Here is a 15,070-nt window from a genome sequence, read left to right as displayed (position 1 = left end):
GTACTCGGACGATTATCCGGGGCCGCGGGCGTAGCGCACAAGCCCAGCCTTTCCCCAAGTCCATGGAGACAACCGTGAATTCCGCTATCGATCCGAATCCCCTGCACAGGGTGTATGAAGGCCTGCGCGTGCTGGACCTGTCGCAAGGCATCGCGGGGCCGTACTGCGCGCAGATCCTCGGCCAGATGGGCGCGCAGGTGACGAAGGTGGAGCCCTTCCATGGCGACTGGGGACGCAGCATGGGCGTGCCGCGCGGAGGGTTCAGCGCCATCGCCCTGGCCTTCAACCGGGGCAAGCGCAGCCTGGCGCTGGATGCCCAGACCGGCGCAGGGCGGGAGGTGCTGCGCCGGCTGGCGGCGCGAGCCGACGTGGTGGTGCAGAGTTTCCGCCCCGGCGTGGCCGACCGGCTCGGCGTAGGCTATGCGGCGCTGCGCGAGATCAATCCCCGCCTGGTGTATGCCTCGATTTCCGGATTCGGCCTGTCGGGCCCCTATGTCGACCGGCCCGGCACCGATTCCGTCGTGCAGGCGCTGACGGGCCTGACCACGGCCAACTGCGATGGCGCGGGCCTGCCCCAGCGAGTGAAGCCGTTCGTCGGCGACCTGTCTTGCGGCGTGTACACCGCCAATGCGATCGGAGGGGCGCTGTTCGCGCGCGAACGCGGGCAATCGGGCACGCACATCGACGTCAGCCTGCTGGCCACCATGGCGGCCTTGCAGAACAGCTCGTTGATCGACCATGCGCTGCGCCGCGGCGAGCCCGCCACCAGCGTCACCTATCCGCAGGGAATCTTCAGCACGGCGGATGGCTATGTGCTGGTGTTCGCCATGAACAATGCGATGTTCGCGGCGATCTGCCGGGTCATCGGGCGGAACGATTGGCTGACGGATCCGCGCATGGACACGCCGCAGCACCGCATACAGGTGGGCGAGGAGATCAATCGGGGCGTGGCGCAGGCCCTGCGTTCGCGCACCACCGCGTACTGGACGACCTGCTTCCGCGAGAACGACATTCTGTATGGCGAAGTGAAGGATTACGACCAGTTCCAGGAGGACGAACAGGTGCGGCACCTGGGCCTGGTGCGGACGCTCAGCCAGCCCGGCCTGGGCGACGTGCCGTTCGTGGGCCTGCCGGGCGTGCAGCCCGCGGCCGGCGATTCCGGCGAGCGCGTGCCCGCGGTGGGCGAGGATACGCAGGCGGTGCTTCAGGAACTGGACTACGCGCCGGACGAGATCGCCGCGTTGGCGCAGGAAGGGATCATTCAACTGGCGGCAACCCCGGCCGCCGCGGCGCATTGAAGGAGCGGCAACCATGAACCTGGCGCAATCTAACGACGCGGCGGACGCGCCGCTGCTGACTCGGCGAGACGGCGCGGTCTTCCACATGATCCTGAACCGGCCCGAGACGCGCAACCCGCTGGGCGCGGAAATGGTCGAACATCTGGAAGACGCGCTCGACCGCGCCGAGGCCGATGCCGCCGTGAGAGTGCTGGCCGTCAGCGCGGCAGGGCCGGCGTTCAGCGCGGGCGGCAACCTGGGCAATATCGCGGATCGGATCGCCGCGCAGCCCGACGCCGACGGCCAGGATCCGGTCGCCATGGGCAACCGGCGCTACGGCCGCTTCCTCGAGCGTTTCGCCGGCAGCGCCAAGATCACCGTCGTGCTGGCCCAGGGAGCAGCCATGGGCGGCGGCGCGGGCCTGGTATGCGCCGCCGACCTCGCCGCCGGCGCGCGCGGTGCGCGCTTCGGCTTTCCCGAAGTGTCGATCGGCCTGGTGCCTGCGCAGATCCTGCCCTTCGTTGCCGCCCGCATCGGCCTGCAGGCCGCCAGGCGGATGATGCTGACCGGTGAACGCATCGACGCCGATGCGGCGCGCGCCATCGGCCTGCTGGACTATGTGTTCGATGCCGGGCAGGACTGGGAGGATGGGGTCGCCGGCATGCTGCGGCGCTGCGTGGACGCCGCGCCGCGCGCCGCCGGACAGACCAAGAGCATGCTGCGGGGCCTGTTCGGCCAGCAGCGCTGGCACGAGGAAGAATTGGGGGCCTATCTGGATACGGCATCGCGCGCTTTCGCCCGCCAGCTGCGCACCGAAGCGATCGAGGGTGTCGCGGCGGCCAAGGCCCGGCGGCGGCCGGATTGGGACGCCGCCGCTTCCGGCTCCTGAACGCGGCGGGCGCTGTCTCCCGCGTCGTTTCCCGGGACGGCCCGATGCCGGGCACCAGCGCCCTCGTCCCGTAACCCGTAACCGCGGTTTCCAGGGAGGGCGGATGCGGGGGAAACGCCCAGATACCGGAGCAGCGGAGGACTTTGCCGGTTTCTCTTTGTTACGCCCTGGCCCCCGCTGCGGTATGCTACTGACCGCTATTGATACGGAGCGAGGAGAACCCCCATGAAGCCCACCCCCAGCAGCGCCGTGCGCCGCGCCTTGCTGCAAGGCGCGGTCGCGCTGGCCGCGACCCTGCCTTTCGGCGCGCCCGCCCTGGCCCAAGCCACCGATTTCCCGGCCAAGCCCCTGCGCTTCGTCGTGCCTTACCCGCCCGGCGGCCCGCTGGACACCATGGCCCGCATGCTGGCCGAGAAGGTGCGCGGTTCCCTGGGCCAGCCCGTCATCGTGGAAAACCGTTCGGGCGCCGGCGGCAACATCGGCGCCGACCTGGTGGCCAAGGCGCCGGCCGACGGCTACACGCTGGTGATGGGCGCGGTCGCGACCCACGCGATCAATCCCTGGTTGTTCGCCAATCTGCCCTACGACCCGGTGAAGGATTTCGCGCCGGTCACGATCGTGGCGTCGGTGCCCAACGTGCTGGTGATGAACGTCGAGTTCGCCCAGAAGAACAAGATCGAAAAACTGTCGGACCTGATCGAATACGCGAAGAAGAACCCCGGCAAGCTGAACTACGGCTCGGGCGGAAATGGCAGCGCCGGCCACTTGTCGGGTGAACTGCTGAAGGCGCGCGCCGACATCAAGGTCGAGCACATTCCGTACCAAGGCGCGGCGCCGGCCCAGCTGGCGCTGCTGTCGGGCCAGTCGGACTTCATGTTCGACAACCTGGCGGCCTCGGCCCCCCTGATCAAGGACGGCAAGGTGAAGGCGCTGGCCGTTACTACCGCCAAGCGCTCCTCGCTGCTGGCCGACGTGCCGACGGTCGAGGAATCCGGAATCAAGGGCTTCGACCTGGGCACCTGGTTCGGCGTGTTCACCACGGGCGGCACGCCCGCGCCGGTGGTCGCCAAGCTGAACAAGGCCTACTCGGACGCGATGCAGCAGCCCGACGTGAAGCAGCGCCTGCTGACGATGGGTTCGGAAGCGCCGCCGATGACATCCGAGGCCTTCGCCGAGTTCGTCAAGGGCGAGAAGGCGAAGTACCAGGAGATCGTGAAGATTTCCGGCGCCAGCCTGAATTAAGCGCCCCAGCTAAACGGGCGGCCGCCGCAAGGCGGGCCGCCTTTTTTTTCGCCGGACCGCCCCAGGACAAAAGCGCTCCCCCACCGATCCTACACACCGAGGTATCGGTGCGCCAACTCCGGCTGGGCCGCAAGTTCGGCGGGGCTGCCCCGCCACACGACGCGGCCTTTCTCCAGGACGTGGTGGCGGTCCACGAGCGTAGCCATTTCCTTCAGGTTCTTGTCGATCACCAGGATGGTCTGGCCGTCTTCCTTCAGGCGGCGCAGGCAGTTCCAGATTTCTTGCCGGATCAGCGGCGCGAGGCCCTCGGTGGCTTCGTCCAGGACGAGCAGGCGCGGATTGATGAGCAGGGCGCGGCCCACGGCCAGCATCTGCTGTTCGCCGCCCGACAGCGTGCGGGCGGATTGCGAGCGGCGTTCCTTCAGGCGGGGAAACAGTTCGAACACGCGGTCCACGTGCCAGCCGGCGCGGGTATTGCGCGCGGTGGCGACGAGGTTCTCCTCCACCGAGAGCGAGCCGAAGACGCGGCGGCCCTCGGGCACCAGGCCGATGCCAAGCTGCGCGATGCGGTGCGGCGCCAGACCCGCGATGGGATTGCCGTCCAGCAGGATGTCGCCGCCCTGCGCGGGCAGCATGCCCATGAGCGTCTTGACCGTGGTGGTCTTGCCCATGCCATTGCGCCCGATCAGGGATACGACCTGCCGCGGCGCGATGTCCAGGTCCACGCCGAACAGCACCTTGCTGGCGCCGTAGCCGCCCTGCAACGCCTTGATCTGCAGCATCATCCCTCCTCGCCCAGGTAGGCGGCGCGCACGTCCGGATGCCTGCGCACCTCGTCCGGCGTGCCGGTGAAGATCGTCTTGCCGTACACCAGCACGGTGATGCGGTCGGCCAGCGCGAAGACGGCGTCCATGTCGTGCTCGACCAGCAGGATGGCATAGCGGCCCTTGAGCTCCCGCAGCAGCGCCGTCATGCGTTGCGACTCCTCGGCGCCCATGCCGGCCATGGGCTCGTCCAGCAAGAGCACGGAGGCGTTCAACGACAGCGCCATGGCTAATTCGAGTTGCCGCTTTTCGCCATGGGCGAGGGCGGACACGCGCACGCCGCCGCGGTCGCCCAGGCCGACGCGTTCGAGCGCCTGGCGGGCCGGCTCGCGCAGCTGCGGCAGGCGGCGGGCGTTTCTCCACAGGTTGAAGCCGCCGGGGCTGTGCGCCTGCACGGCCATGGCGACGTTGTCCTCGGCGGTGAAGCCGGGGTAGAGCTGGCTGATCTGGAACGACCGGGCCAGGCCCGCCGCGGGCCGCTTGTGCGCGGCCATGCGCGTGATGTCGCGGCCGTCGAGCAGGATGCTGCCGTCATCGGGCAGGATCTCGCCGCTGATCTGCGACAGCAGCGTGGTCTTGCCGGCGCCGTTGGGGCCGATCAGCGCGTGCAGTTCGCCGGGCCGGACGGCCAGGTCGACGCCCTGCGTGGCGTGGACGGCGCCGAAGCGCTTCTGCAGCCCGCGGATTTCGAGTTTGGGCCGATCAGTCATGGTGCTTCCCTCCCACGAGCCAGCCGTAGACGCCGCGCTTGCCGAACAGCACCACCAGTACCAGCACCGGGCCGAGGATGAGCATCCAGTGCTCCGTCCACGCAGTGGCGACCTGTTCCAGGCCGAGGTACACGGCCACGCCCAGCACCGGCCCGAAGATCGTGCCCATGCCGCCAAGAATGACCATGGCCATCAGTTCGCCAGACTTCTGCCACGACGACATGTCGGGGCTGACGAAGAGCGCGTAGTTTGCCCACAGCGCGCCGGCCAGGCCGGTTCCAGCCGCCGACAGCACGAAGGCGGTGAGGCGGTAGCGCAGCGGCGCCAGGCCCAGGCCGATGCTGCGGCGCGGGTTCTGCTTGATGCTCTGCAAGGCCATGCCGAACGGCGAATCGACGATGCGCCGGCAGGCCAGCGCCCAGACCGCCATGAGCGCCAGGCACACATAGTAGAACGTGGCGGGATGGTCCATGTCCAGGCCGGGCAGCGTGTTGCGCGCATCGATGGACAGGCCGTCGTCGCCGCCGTAGACCATCAGGCCGACGAGGATGAAGTACAGCATCTGTCCGAACGCCAGCGTGATCATGATGAACTGCACGCCGGTAGTGCGCAGCGACAGGAAACCCACCACCAGCCCGGCCAGCGCGGCCATGGCCACCGCCAGCGGCCACATCACCAGCGCGGCATTGCTGCCGCTCCAGCCGAACAGCGTGTCGCCCTGGGCGAGGTGAAAGCCGGCGATGCCGATCACGTATCCGCCCAGGCCGAAGAAGGCGGCGTGGCCGAAGCTGACCATGGCGCCGTAGCCCAGGATCAGATCCAGGCTGACCGCGGCGATGGCATAGATGAGGAAGCGGGTCATCAGATTGACCAGGAAGGTCTCGCCCGTGGCCGACGCGATGGCCGGCACCAGGGCGAACAGCAGGAACCCGATCGCGTTGACGATCATTTTTCGTGTCATGGATATCGTTCCTAACGCTGCGCGGGCACGAGGCCCCGCGGCTTGAACAGCAGCACGATGGCCATCAGGATGTAGATGCTGGCCGATACCAGGCTGGAGCTGGCGGAGTCCGACAGTTCGGGAGGCAGCAGCCGCGACATCCAGAACGGGATGTAGGCGCGCCCCAGCGCATCGGTCATGCCTATCATCAGCGAGCCCGCCAGCGCGCCGCGCACCGAGCCCACGCCGCCCACCACGATGACGACGAAGGTGGTGATCAGGATGCGCTCGCCCATGCCGATCTCCACCGCCAGCAGCGGCGCCGCCATGACGCCGGCGAAGCCGCATAGCAGGGCGCCGAGCGTGAAGATCAGGGTGAACAGGCGCTGGATGTTCACGCCCAGCGCATCCACCATTTCTCCGTCGTCCGCGCCCGCGCGCACCAGCATGCCCACGCGCGTGCGCGAGATCAGCAGCCACAGTCCGACCGCCACCAGCACGCCGGCGCCGATGAAGGCGAGCCGCATTACGGGGTAGTTCAGGCCGGGCAGCAGCGCCACGGATCCGGACAGGAACGGCGGGATGTCCATGAACGGCGGGCTGCGGCCGAACAGCACCGTGACCAGTTCATTGGTGAACAGTGTCAGGCCCAGCGTGGCCAGCACCTGGTCCAGGTGGTCGCGGCGGTACAGGTGGCGGATGACCAGCAACTCCACCACCAGCCCGTACAGCGCCGCGCCGGCGAGCGCGGCCAGCACGGCCGCGGCGAACGAGCCCGTGGCGGCGGCGGCGCTGGCCGCGCAGAACGCGCCCACCATGTAGAAGGAGCCATGCGTCAGGTTGATGACGTTCATGATGCCGAACACCAGCGTCAGGCCGGCCGACAACAGGAACAGCAAGGCGCTGTACTGCAGGCCGTTCAGGATCTGTTCCAGGAGCATCAGCATGGGAATCCCCTACATCTTGCAGTCCGCCGCATGCACGTCGGTGTGGTCCCGGGCGATGACCTTGAGGTTCTTGTAGCGCAGCTTGCCATCCGGGCCGGCCTCGATGTGCAGCAGGTACCAGTCCTGGATGGGATGCTGGTTCGGACCGAACTTGAACTTGCCCCGCACGCTGGGGAAGTCGGCGCGGCGCAGCGCCGCGCGGAAGTCGTCGGCGCGGCCCGCGACGTCGCCGTCCACGGCCTTGAGGGCCGAGGCGATGAGATTGGCGGTGTCGTAGGCCTGCGCGGCATAGGCGGTGGGCGCGCGGTTGTAGGCCTTGGTGAACGCTTCCACGAAGTGCTTGCTCTGTGGGTTGTCCAGATCGGCGCTCCACAGCGAGCTCAGGTAGAAGCCCGCGCCCGCGGAACCGGTCGCCGCCAGCATGCGGTCATCCATCGAGTAGATCGGGGTGATCATCTTGATCTGGCCGGCCAGTCCGGAATTGGCGAACTGCTTAGTCAGGTTGATGCCCGCGCCGCCCGGATGGAACTGGAAAATGGCGTCGGGATTGAGAGAGCGGATGCGCGCGAGTTCGACCGAGAAGTCCGCCTGCTCCAGCTTGGTGTAGATCTCGTCGGCGATTTCGCCCTTGTAGGTGCGCTTGAAGCCCGCGACGGCGTCGCGCCCCGCCTGGTAGTTGGGCGCCATGATGACCACGCGCTTGGCGCCGAGCTCGTTGGCCGCCATGCCCGCGGTATCGGCGTAGGAATCGTTCTGGAACGCCACGGAGAAGTAGTTCGGATTGCAGGCCTTGCCGGCGTAGTTCGACGGCCCGGCGTTCAGGCTGACGTAGAAGGCGCCGGCGTTCAGCACGGTGGGGCCGACCGCCGCCATGACGTTCGAGAAATTGATCCCGGTGAACAGGCGCACGCCGCTCTGCACCATCTTGTCGGCGATCTGCTTGGCGTTGGCGGGCTTGAGCGCGTCGTCCTCGACGCGCACGTTGACGGGCACGCCGCCGAGCTTGCCGCCGCCTTCCTTCACCGCCAGCATGAAGGCATCGCGTTCGTCCTCGCCGATGTAGCCGGCGGGCGTGGACAGCGTGCCGATGAAACCGATGTCCACGGGCTTTTGCTGCGCGCCGGCCGCGAACGCGGTCAGCGCAAGCACGAGGGCGGCGCTGCCGCGGATTGCGGTTTTTCTCATGGTTGTCTCCTTGAGTGCCTGCATTTTGTCTATTGAGAGGATTGCCCCGCGAGGCAGTTTTCCACCTTCCAACCGTACAGCCATTGCAACGCATCGTAGAACTGGGACTGGCTGCGGCCCGTCCACAGCATGTTGCGCACGGTGCGTTCGACGCCTCGCGCGTGATAAAGCCTGCCCATTTCGCGCGTGGACCACACCACGCGCGCGCTGCGTGGAATGCGGACCGATTCATACAGGCGGAACGCGGCCTCCAGGTCGTGCTCGCAGCGCCTGACGGCCTCGCCCAGGGTTACCGCGTCCTCCAGCGCCATGCAGGCGCCCTGGGCCATGTATTGCGTCATGGGATGGGCCGCGTCGCCCAGGATGGTGACGCGGCCCCGGCCCCAGCGCTCCACGGGTTCGCGGTCGGCGGTGGCCCAGCGCTTCCAGGAGGTGGGGCGGTCCAGCATCTGGTGCGGGCGCGGGTGGATGCCCTCGAAGTACGACAGCACTTCCTCCTTGCTGCCCTCGCGCACGCCCCATTCTTCCCGTTCGCGGCTGTGGAAGGTCACCACCAGGTTGTATTGCTGGCCGCCGCGCAAGGGATAGTGCACCAGATGGCAGTGCGGGCCGGCCCATAGCACGGGCGCGTTGATGCGCAGTTCCTCGGGCATGTTCCCGCGTTCGACCACGGCGCGGTAGACCACGTGGCCGGTCACCCTTGCCGGATCCCCCACCATGCGCTCGCGGATCACGGATTTCACGCCGTCCGCGCCCACCACGGCATCGGCGCGGTAGCGGTTGCCCTGCGTGTCCACGACTTCCACGCCCCTGTCGTCCTGCGACATGCCGGCGATCTGGGTGGAGGTGCGGAAGCTGATCAGCGGGTTCTGCTGCACCGCTTCGAGGATAGAGAGGTGGATGTCGGCGCGATGGATGACGGCATAAGGGCCGCCGAAGCGGGCGCGGAAGGCGTCGCCGGTATCGATGCGCACCACTTCCTTCGCGTCCACCGCATCCATCATGATGATGTGGTCGGTGAATACGGCGCGCCCGCGCGCGGCCGGGCCCACGCCCAGGGCGTCCAGCGCCGCGAAGGCGTTGGGCCCGAGCTGGATGCCGGCGCCGATCTCGCCAATGTGCGCGGCCTGCTCCAGCAGCTGCACGGCGATGCCCTGGCGGGTCAGGGCCAGGGCGGCGGCCAGGCCGCCGATGCCGCCGCCCACGACGATGACGGATTGCCCGGTGGGCATTGTTTTCTGCATGGCGTTCATATGCGGTCTCCGCGTCGTTCAGTCCCCGCCGCCGAGGAATGCGCCTTGCCGGCGCAACTGCGCCTGCAAGGCCGGGATGGAAATGTCGGCAGGCAGGATGCCCGCCTGGATCGCCATGGCGGATGCCGTGCCGGCGGCTTCGCCCATGACGAAGCAGCTGCCGCTCACGCGGGCGGCGGACTGGCCTTCGTGCGTCATGGACGCGCAGCGCCCGGCGACCAGCACGTTGTTCGCCACGCCAGGCCCGCGGCGGGGCACCATCATGCGGAACGGAAGCTGGTTGTAGCCGCGCGATTCCGGAATCGGCGGCCAGATCCACTGCACGTCGCCCGCGGTGTGCATTTCGAGCGGCCAGCCATTGACGCCGATACTGTCCTCGAAATCGGCGCAGCCCAGCACGTCTTCCTTGGTCAGCACGGCCTCGCCCACGATGCGGCGCGTTTCGCGAATGCCCAGCTGGGGAGCGATGTCCAGCACGTAGGCGTTCTCGAATCCCGGAACCTTGGCGCGCAGGAAGGCCAGGTATTGCACGATCTGCCGCCTGCCTTCCAGCTCGCCGGCCGACAGGGACGTGGCGTCCGTGCCGTCCGCGGCGCTGCCGTCCGCATTGGCCAGCTGCGTCACGTTGACCCGCCATTCATAGTCGTGCTTTTGCGGACGCACGATGGCGCCGCGGCGCGGGAAGCTGAACTCGTCGCTGGCGGCGGCCTGGTCCATCAGCTGCGGGATGGTCTTCCAGGCCTCCTGCGCGCGCGCGCCGTCCACGTTGCCCACCTTGAACATCAGCGTGGGATAGAGCATGTGGCCGCGCTCGTCGCCCTTTTCGAAGGGCAGGCCTCCCCACTGGGCGAGGTCGGCGTCGCCGGAGCAATCGATGAATATCCGCGCGCGCACGGCGCACCGGCCTGACTTGGTTTCCAGGAACAGCGCGTCCACGCGGCCGTCCGCGTCCCGGGCCGCGCCCGTGGCCAGGGCATGGAACAGCACCTGGGCGCCGCTGTCCTGGACCAGGCCGTCCGCGGCGCACTTGAAGGCGGATATGTCATAGGCCTGGGCGTGGATCTTGCCCAGGATGAGGTGCGGATCGTTCAGGCCGTCCATGGCCCGCATGCGGGCCAGCAGTTCGTCGGTCATGCCGTGCACCACCTGCCGGATGTCGCCATGGATGTTGGCATGCAGCCCGCAGAAATTGGATACGCCTGCCGCCGTGCCCATGCCCCCGAGGAATCCATAGCGCTCCACCAGCAGCACGCTGGCGCCGTGGCGCGCCGCGCTGGCGGCGGCCAGCAGGCCGGCCGGGCCTCCGCCCAGCACGACGACGTCGAATTCGCCGTAAAGGGGGACCTGGCGGGCGGGTTCGGTGATGACCATCTGATTCTCCTTGCTTGTACTGACGGATTGCCCCGGCGCCGCGCTACTGACCCTTGATGCCGAGCTTGCGGATCAGCGGTTCCCAGCGCTTGAGTTCATCGTCCATGTAGCCGCGGAACTCGGCCGGCGCGCTGCCCACCGGATCCATGAACTGGGCTTGCAGGCGCTTGGACACCTCCGGATCGCGGACGGCCTGGATCAGCGCGTCGGAAAGCTTTTTCTGGATATCCGCCGGAACCTTGGACGACATCACGAAGCCGATCCACGCGGATCCTTCGATGCCCGGCACGCCCACTTCGGCCAGCGTCGGGATGTCGGGCAGCAGGGACGAACGCTTGGACGAAGTGACGGCCAGCGCCTTGAGCCGGCCGTCCTTCACCATCGGCATGACCGCGATGGGCGGCAGGGCCGCGAATTGCGTATCGCCGGACAGCAGCGAGGTCAGCGCGGCGGGCGACGAGGGATAGGGCACGTGGGTGGCGCGCGCGCCGATCTGCTGCAGCATCAGTTCCACGGCCAGGTGCGACACGGTGCCGGCCCCCGGCGACGGGAAGTTGTATTTATCAGGGTTCTTCTTGAGCGCTTCCAGCAGCTGGCCGACGTTGGCGATGCCGGCCGTGGCGGGCACGACCAGGACGTTGGGCTGGTGCACGGCGAGCGTCAGCGGCGACAGGTCGGTCGCGGGCGCGTAAGGCAGCTTGTCGAAAAGCAGGGTGTTGTTGACCAGGGGGCCGGTGATGGAGACGCCGAAGGTATAGCCGTCGGGCTTGGCGTTGGCGATGGCGTAGGTGCCGATGTTGCCGCTGGCGCCCGGCTTGTTTTCGATCACGATCGTCTGGCCCAGGATGGCGCCGGTTTTTTCGCCGACGATCCGGGCCACCTGGTCCGGGCTGGAGCCCGGTCCGAACGGGACGATGGCCTTGAGCGGCTGGGCGGGCCAGGCGTCGGCGCGGGCCGCGCCCAGCGGGGCCAGCGCGGCGAGGCCCAGCGCCATCGCGCGCAGCGCGATGCGGCGCGCGAGCTTCTGCGCGCAGGCCGGCGTCGAGGACTTATGCATGGGTGTCTCCCAGGTCTTTCATGGTGTTGAAGTAGGTCTGCTCATTGGCGATGAAGGCGGCGACCATTGCGCGATAGGTGGCGTCCACCACCTGGTCCAGGTTGGCGAAGCCCCGGTTGTGGCGCTGCGCCAGCAGGCGCACCTTGTCGAAGACCTGGGCCTGGCGGGCGGGCGCGCTGACCTGGAAGGCATCGCGCTTGAAGCGCGCGGCGTCCTTCACGTACAGGGCGCGTTCGGCGATCAGGCGGACGATATCGTCGTCCAGCCGGTCGATATTGGCCCGCACGTCGGCCAGGGTGGCGCAGAGCGGGCGGTAGGCGGGGTCGGTATAGGCGCGCAGCGGCGCGCCTAGGGCGTCGGGTTCTTGGTTCGTCACTTGCTGTAGTCCGGTTGTCGAGCGGGCGCGGCCTGCTGGAAGGCGGGCTGCGCGTTGCAGTGCTCATGGATGCGCAGCACGCGCGGGTAGGCCGACAGGTCGCAGCCCATGCGCTGGGCGTTCGCCACTTGGGGCACCAGGCAGCAATCCGCCAGGGTGGGGGTGTCGCCGAAGCAATAGGCGCCGTGGCCATGGCGGGCCAGCAACGCCTCTACGGCCGTCAGGCCTTCCCGGATCCAATGGTGGTACCAGGCGTTCTTCTGTTCCTCGCTCGCGCCCAGCACGTCCTGCAGGTAGCGCAGGATGCGCATGTTGTTGACGGGATGGATGTCGCAGGAGATGGCGTCGGACAGCTCCAGCACGCGCGCGCGCTCCCGCGTGCCGGCCGGAATCAGGCGAGGCTGCGGGTGCGTGGCGTCGAGATAGTCGATGATGGCCAGCGATTGCGACAGCCGGAGCTCGCCGTCGATCAGCAGGGGCACGCCTGCCGAGGGATTCAGGGCCACGTAGCCAGCGGCGCGCTGCTCCTGCTTGCGCAGGTTGACCGGCAGGTAATCGTAGGGCAGGCCCTTGAGCGCGAGGGCGATGCGCACGCGATAGGACGTGGAACTGTTGAAGAAGCTGTGGAGTTGCATGGAATGGGCGTCGTTGAGGACGGTAGTCCGTGGTTGGATCGGTCCGGCTTCGCTATTCGGCCGTGATGCCGGTGCGGGCGACGATGTCGTCCCAGCGCTTGGCGTCGCGGGCGATGAGGGAACCGAATTCGGCGGGGGACGAGGTGGCCGGAACCATGCCTTGCGCATCGAACGCCGAGGCGGTGGCGGGCGTCTTGAGCACGGCGTTGATCTCCCGGTTCATGCGCTCGACGATGGCGGCCGGCGTGCCTTTGGGCGCCAGCACGCCGTACCACATGTCCACGTCCGCGCCTTGCAGGCCGGCCTCGGTCAGGGTGGGGGTGTCGGGCAGTTGCGGCAGGCGCTTGGGGCTGCCCGTGGCGATCACTTTCAGTTTCCCGGCATGCACTTGGGGCAGCGCGACGTGCACGGGCAGGAACATATAGTCCAGCCGGCCGCCGAGCATGTCGGTGACGGCGCCCGCCGTGCCCTTGTAGGGAACGTGCAGCATGGTGGCGCCGGTGCGGTCCAGGAACAGCGCCATCGAAAGATGGTGCGGCGTGCCCACGCCAGGCGTTCCATAGCTGAGCTTGCCCGGCGCGGCCTTGGCCGCCTGGACGACGTCGGCAACGGTATTGGCGGGGGTGGACGGATGCGTCACCAGAAGCAGGGAGCCCCAGGACGTGAGGCCCACGGGCGCGAAATCCTTTTGCGGGTCGAAACGCAGCTTGCCCTTGTACAGGCTGCCGTTCATGACGAAGGTGTTCACCGTCACGAGAAAGGTATAGCCGTCGGGGGCGGCGCGCGCGACCTTCTCCGTGCCGATATTGCCGCTGGCGCCGGCGAGGTTCTCGACGACGACGGGTTGGCCCAGCGTCCGGGGCAGATTGGCCGCCAGCTGGCGCGCGATCAGGTCGATGCCGGTGCCGGGCGTGAACGGCACGACCAGGGTGACGGGCCGGTCTGGCCAGGCGGCGTGGCTCGCCGCCGCGGTGAACGTAAGCGCCGCGGCGGCCAGGATGCGTATGAGCTTGTGCATGGTTTGTCTCCGTTCTTGTCGCCGGTCAGGCGCCGGCTTGATGAGGGCGGCGCGGCTGGGCCGCGCCTGCCCGGGGCTTTTGGGGCTACACGTAGGAAGCCCGCGCCTTGAGCGCCGCGGGATCGAAGCCCGCGACTTCCTTGTAGCGGCGCGATATTCCCTCCAGTTCCTCGCGGCTGATGACGTCTTCGATGCGCGCGTACGGCTTGTCCGCGGAACGCAGATGCGCTTCGCGCAGGATGGCGTCGGGCGGGTTGCTGCGGTTGGTCAGGACGACGCGCGTCGTGGCCTCCACGCGGACGCGGTCGTAGTTCTGCAGCGCTTCCGCACTCAGGCCGTTGCGCTTGAGCTGGCCCGTCAGGTAGCGGGCGTCGACCACCGCCTGGCCCGCGCCATTGGAGCCGCGCGGAACCATGGGATGGGCAGCGTCGCCGAGCAGGGTCATGCGGCCTTGCGTCCAGGTGGGCAGCGGGTCCTGGTCGACCATGGGGTATTCCAGGATCGAATCGGCGTCCTGGATCAGGCGCGCCACGTCCAGCCAGTCGAAATGCCAGTCTGAGAATGCGGGGAAGAAGTCTTCCAGCCGGCCGCTGCGGTTCCAGTCGCGGACGGCCGGTTCGGCGGCCTCTATCTCGGCCACCCAGTTCACCAGCTGGTTGCCTTCGGCGTCGATGTTGTCGCGGATGGGATAGATGACCATCTTGCCTATGGACAGCCAGCCCGCGCGCACCATGCTGGCGCCGGAGAGAAAGGGCTTGCAGCGAGTGGTGCCGCGCCACATGTTCACGCCGGAATAGCGCGGCGCGCCTTCCTGGGGATAAAGCTGCTTGCGCAGCGCCGAGTGAATGCCGTCGCAGCCCACGGCGATGCGGCCGCGCACCGGCGGCAACGTGTTGCCGTCGCCGTCCTGGAAGCGGGCCGTGACGGAATCGGCGTCCTGCTCCACGCCCGTGCACCGCGCGTTGACCGCCACGCTGTCGTCGCCCAGGCGCTGGCGCACGGCGGCAAGCAAGGCCATTTGCAGGTCGCCGCGATGGATGGAGTACTGCGGCCAGTCGTAGCCCGCTTCGATGCCGGCGGGCTCGCCATAGATGAACTGGCCGTGCCGCGTGTAGAACACCGACTCGCGCGTGCGCACCGCGATCTTGTCCAGGGTGGGCAGGAGTCCCAGTTCGTCGAGTTCTCGGGTGGCGTGGGGCAGCAGGTTGATCCCCACGCCCAGCGGCTTGATTTCGCGCACGGCCTCGTATACGCGGCAGGCGATGCCGGCCTGGTGCAGGCTCAGCGCCAGGACCAGGCCCCCCACGCCGGCGCCGACGATGATGACATCGGTGTCTGTTTTCATG

General features: G+C 68.2%; 15 protein-coding genes. 3 read left to right on the top strand and 12 right to left on the bottom strand.

Annotation, left to right across the window (positions count from 1 at the left end; translation table 11 throughout):
• Window positions 1–74 precede the first annotated feature (74 nt).
• From ACN6PJ_RS19095 to ACN6PJ_RS19085, 3 genes are all read left to right on the top strand, one after another.
• On the top strand, window positions 75–1,298 hold the full coding sequence (locus ACN6PJ_RS19095) for a CaiB/BaiF CoA transferase family protein (RefSeq protein WP_427997408.1): 1,224 nt from the start codon (window positions 75–77) through the stop codon (window positions 1,296–1,298).
• Between the two features lie 13 nt (window positions 1,299–1,311).
• Window positions 1,312–2,166 carry an enoyl-CoA hydratase/isomerase family protein gene (locus tag ACN6PJ_RS19090; protein ID WP_427997407.1) on the top strand — a complete coding sequence of 285 codons (855 nt, stop codon included), beginning with the start codon at window positions 1,312–1,314 and terminating at the stop codon, window positions 2,164–2,166.
• 225 nt (window positions 2,167–2,391) lie between these two features.
• The gene (locus ACN6PJ_RS19085; RefSeq protein WP_427997406.1) at window positions 2,392–3,408 is read left to right on the top strand and encodes a Bug family tripartite tricarboxylate transporter substrate binding protein; all 1,017 of its coding nucleotides are present in this window, start codon (window positions 2,392–2,394) and stop codon (window positions 3,406–3,408) included.
• An 89-nt stretch (window positions 3,409–3,497) separates the two neighbouring features.
• Here ACN6PJ_RS19085 and ACN6PJ_RS19080 read toward each other — a convergent pair whose 3' ends face one another.
• From ACN6PJ_RS19080 to ACN6PJ_RS19025, 12 genes are all read right to left on the bottom strand, one after another.
• Complete coding sequence (locus tag ACN6PJ_RS19080) at window positions 3,498–4,190, bottom strand: ABC transporter ATP-binding protein (protein WP_427997405.1); 693 nt, start codon at window positions 4,188–4,190, stop codon at window positions 3,498–3,500.
• Window positions 4,190–4,942 carry an ABC transporter ATP-binding protein gene (locus ACN6PJ_RS19075; RefSeq protein ID WP_427997404.1) on the bottom strand — a complete coding sequence of 251 codons (753 nt, stop codon included), beginning with the start codon at window positions 4,940–4,942 and terminating at the stop codon, window positions 4,190–4,192. The genes ACN6PJ_RS19080 and ACN6PJ_RS19075 overlap by 1 nt, the downstream gene beginning before the upstream one ends.
• A complete protein-coding gene (locus ACN6PJ_RS19070; RefSeq protein ID WP_427997403.1) occupies window positions 4,935–5,903 on the bottom strand; it encodes a branched-chain amino acid ABC transporter permease in 969 nt (322 codons plus the stop codon). The genes ACN6PJ_RS19075 and ACN6PJ_RS19070 overlap by 8 nt, the downstream gene beginning before the upstream one ends.
• An 11-nt stretch (window positions 5,904–5,914) precedes the next feature.
• On the bottom strand, window positions 5,915–6,829 hold the full coding sequence (locus ACN6PJ_RS19065) for a branched-chain amino acid ABC transporter permease (RefSeq protein ID WP_427997402.1): 915 nt from the start codon (window positions 6,827–6,829) through the stop codon (window positions 5,915–5,917).
• Window positions 6,830–6,838: 9 nt separating this feature from the next.
• Complete coding sequence (locus tag ACN6PJ_RS19060) at window positions 6,839–8,014, bottom strand: ABC transporter substrate-binding protein (RefSeq protein ID WP_427997401.1); 1,176 nt, start codon at window positions 8,012–8,014, stop codon at window positions 6,839–6,841.
• Between the two features lie 29 nt (window positions 8,015–8,043).
• Window positions 8,044–9,258: a 3-hydroxybenzoate 6-monooxygenase gene (locus tag ACN6PJ_RS19055; RefSeq protein ID WP_427997434.1), complete on the bottom strand. Its 1,215-nt coding sequence runs from the start codon at window positions 9,256–9,258 to the stop codon at window positions 8,044–8,046.
• 27 nt (window positions 9,259–9,285) lie between these two features.
• The gene (locus ACN6PJ_RS19050) at window positions 9,286–10,638 is read right to left on the bottom strand and encodes an FAD-dependent oxidoreductase (RefSeq protein ID WP_427997400.1); all 1,353 of its coding nucleotides are present in this window, start codon (window positions 10,636–10,638) and stop codon (window positions 9,286–9,288) included.
• A 43-nt stretch (window positions 10,639–10,681) separates the two neighbouring features.
• Window positions 10,682–11,695, bottom strand: coding sequence for a Bug family tripartite tricarboxylate transporter substrate binding protein (locus ACN6PJ_RS19045; protein ID WP_427997399.1), 1,014 nt, complete (start codon window positions 11,693–11,695; stop codon window positions 10,682–10,684).
• The gene (locus ACN6PJ_RS19040; protein WP_427997398.1) at window positions 11,688–12,071 is read right to left on the bottom strand and encodes a chorismate mutase; all 384 of its coding nucleotides are present in this window, start codon (window positions 12,069–12,071) and stop codon (window positions 11,688–11,690) included. Before ACN6PJ_RS19040 ends, ACN6PJ_RS19045 begins: the two co-directional genes overlap by 8 nt.
• Window positions 12,068–12,706: a maleylacetoacetate isomerase gene (maiA, locus tag ACN6PJ_RS19035; protein ID WP_427997397.1), complete on the bottom strand. Its 639-nt coding sequence runs from the start codon at window positions 12,704–12,706 to the stop codon at window positions 12,068–12,070. Before maiA ends, ACN6PJ_RS19040 begins: the two co-directional genes overlap by 4 nt.
• A 52-nt stretch (window positions 12,707–12,758) precedes the next feature.
• Entirely contained in the window at window positions 12,759–13,724 is a 966-nt protein-coding gene (locus ACN6PJ_RS19030; protein ID WP_427997396.1) for a tripartite tricarboxylate transporter substrate binding protein, read from the bottom strand.
• Window positions 13,725–13,809: 85 nt separating this feature from the next.
• Window positions 13,810–15,069: a flavin-dependent oxidoreductase gene (locus tag ACN6PJ_RS19025; RefSeq protein WP_427997395.1), complete on the bottom strand. Its 1,260-nt coding sequence runs from the start codon at window positions 15,067–15,069 to the stop codon at window positions 13,810–13,812.
• Window position 15,070: the final 1 nt, after the last annotated feature.

This window comes from Achromobacter sp., from assembly GCF_050285585.1.
GTDB lineage: Bacteria > Pseudomonadota > Gammaproteobacteria > Burkholderiales > Burkholderiaceae_B > Achromobacter.
Note: the sequence above shows the minus strand (reverse complement) of the source record. Positions and strands in the feature narration are given on the sequence as shown.

Bases quoted from the DNA above. Each gene is read 5' to 3' on its own strand.
- ACN6PJ_RS19090 (WP_427997407.1), top strand. From the start codon at position 1,312: ATGAACCTGGCGCAATCTAACGACGCGGCGGACGCGCCGCTGCTGACT.
- ACN6PJ_RS19085 (WP_427997406.1), top strand. From the start codon at position 2,392: ATGAAGCCCACCCCCAGCAGCGCCGTGCGCCGCGCCTTGCTGCAAGGC.
- ACN6PJ_RS19080 (WP_427997405.1), bottom strand. From the start codon at position 4,190: ATGCTGCAGATCAAGGCGTTGCAGGGCGGCTACGGCGCCAGCAAGGTG.
- ACN6PJ_RS19075 (WP_427997404.1), bottom strand. From the start codon at position 4,942: ATGACTGATCGGCCCAAACTCGAAATCCGCGGGCTGCAGAAGCGCTTC.
- ACN6PJ_RS19070 (WP_427997403.1), bottom strand. From the start codon at position 5,903: ATGACACGAAAAATGATCGTCAACGCGATCGGGTTCCTGCTGTTCGCC.
- ACN6PJ_RS19065 (WP_427997402.1), bottom strand. From the start codon at position 6,829: ATGCTGATGCTCCTGGAACAGATCCTGAACGGCCTGCAGTACAGCGCC.
- ACN6PJ_RS19060 (WP_427997401.1), bottom strand. From the start codon at position 8,014: ATGAGAAAAACCGCAATCCGCGGCAGCGCCGCCCTCGTGCTTGCGCTG.
- ACN6PJ_RS19055 (WP_427997434.1), bottom strand. From the start codon at position 9,258: ATGCAGAAAACAATGCCCACCGGGCAATCCGTCATCGTCGTGGGCGGC.
- ACN6PJ_RS19050 (WP_427997400.1), bottom strand. From the start codon at position 10,638: ATGGTCATCACCGAACCCGCCCGCCAGGTCCCCCTTTACGGCGAATTC.
- ACN6PJ_RS19045 (WP_427997399.1), bottom strand. From the start codon at position 11,695: ATGCATAAGTCCTCGACGCCGGCCTGCGCGCAGAAGCTCGCGCGCCGC.
- maiA (WP_427997397.1), bottom strand. From the start codon at position 12,706: ATGCAACTCCACAGCTTCTTCAACAGTTCCACGTCCTATCGCGTGCGC.
- ACN6PJ_RS19030 (WP_427997396.1), bottom strand. From the start codon at position 13,724: ATGCACAAGCTCATACGCATCCTGGCCGCCGCGGCGCTTACGTTCACC.
- ACN6PJ_RS19025 (WP_427997395.1), bottom strand. From the start codon at position 15,069: ATGAAAACAGACACCGATGTCATCATCGTCGGCGCCGGCGTGGGGGGC.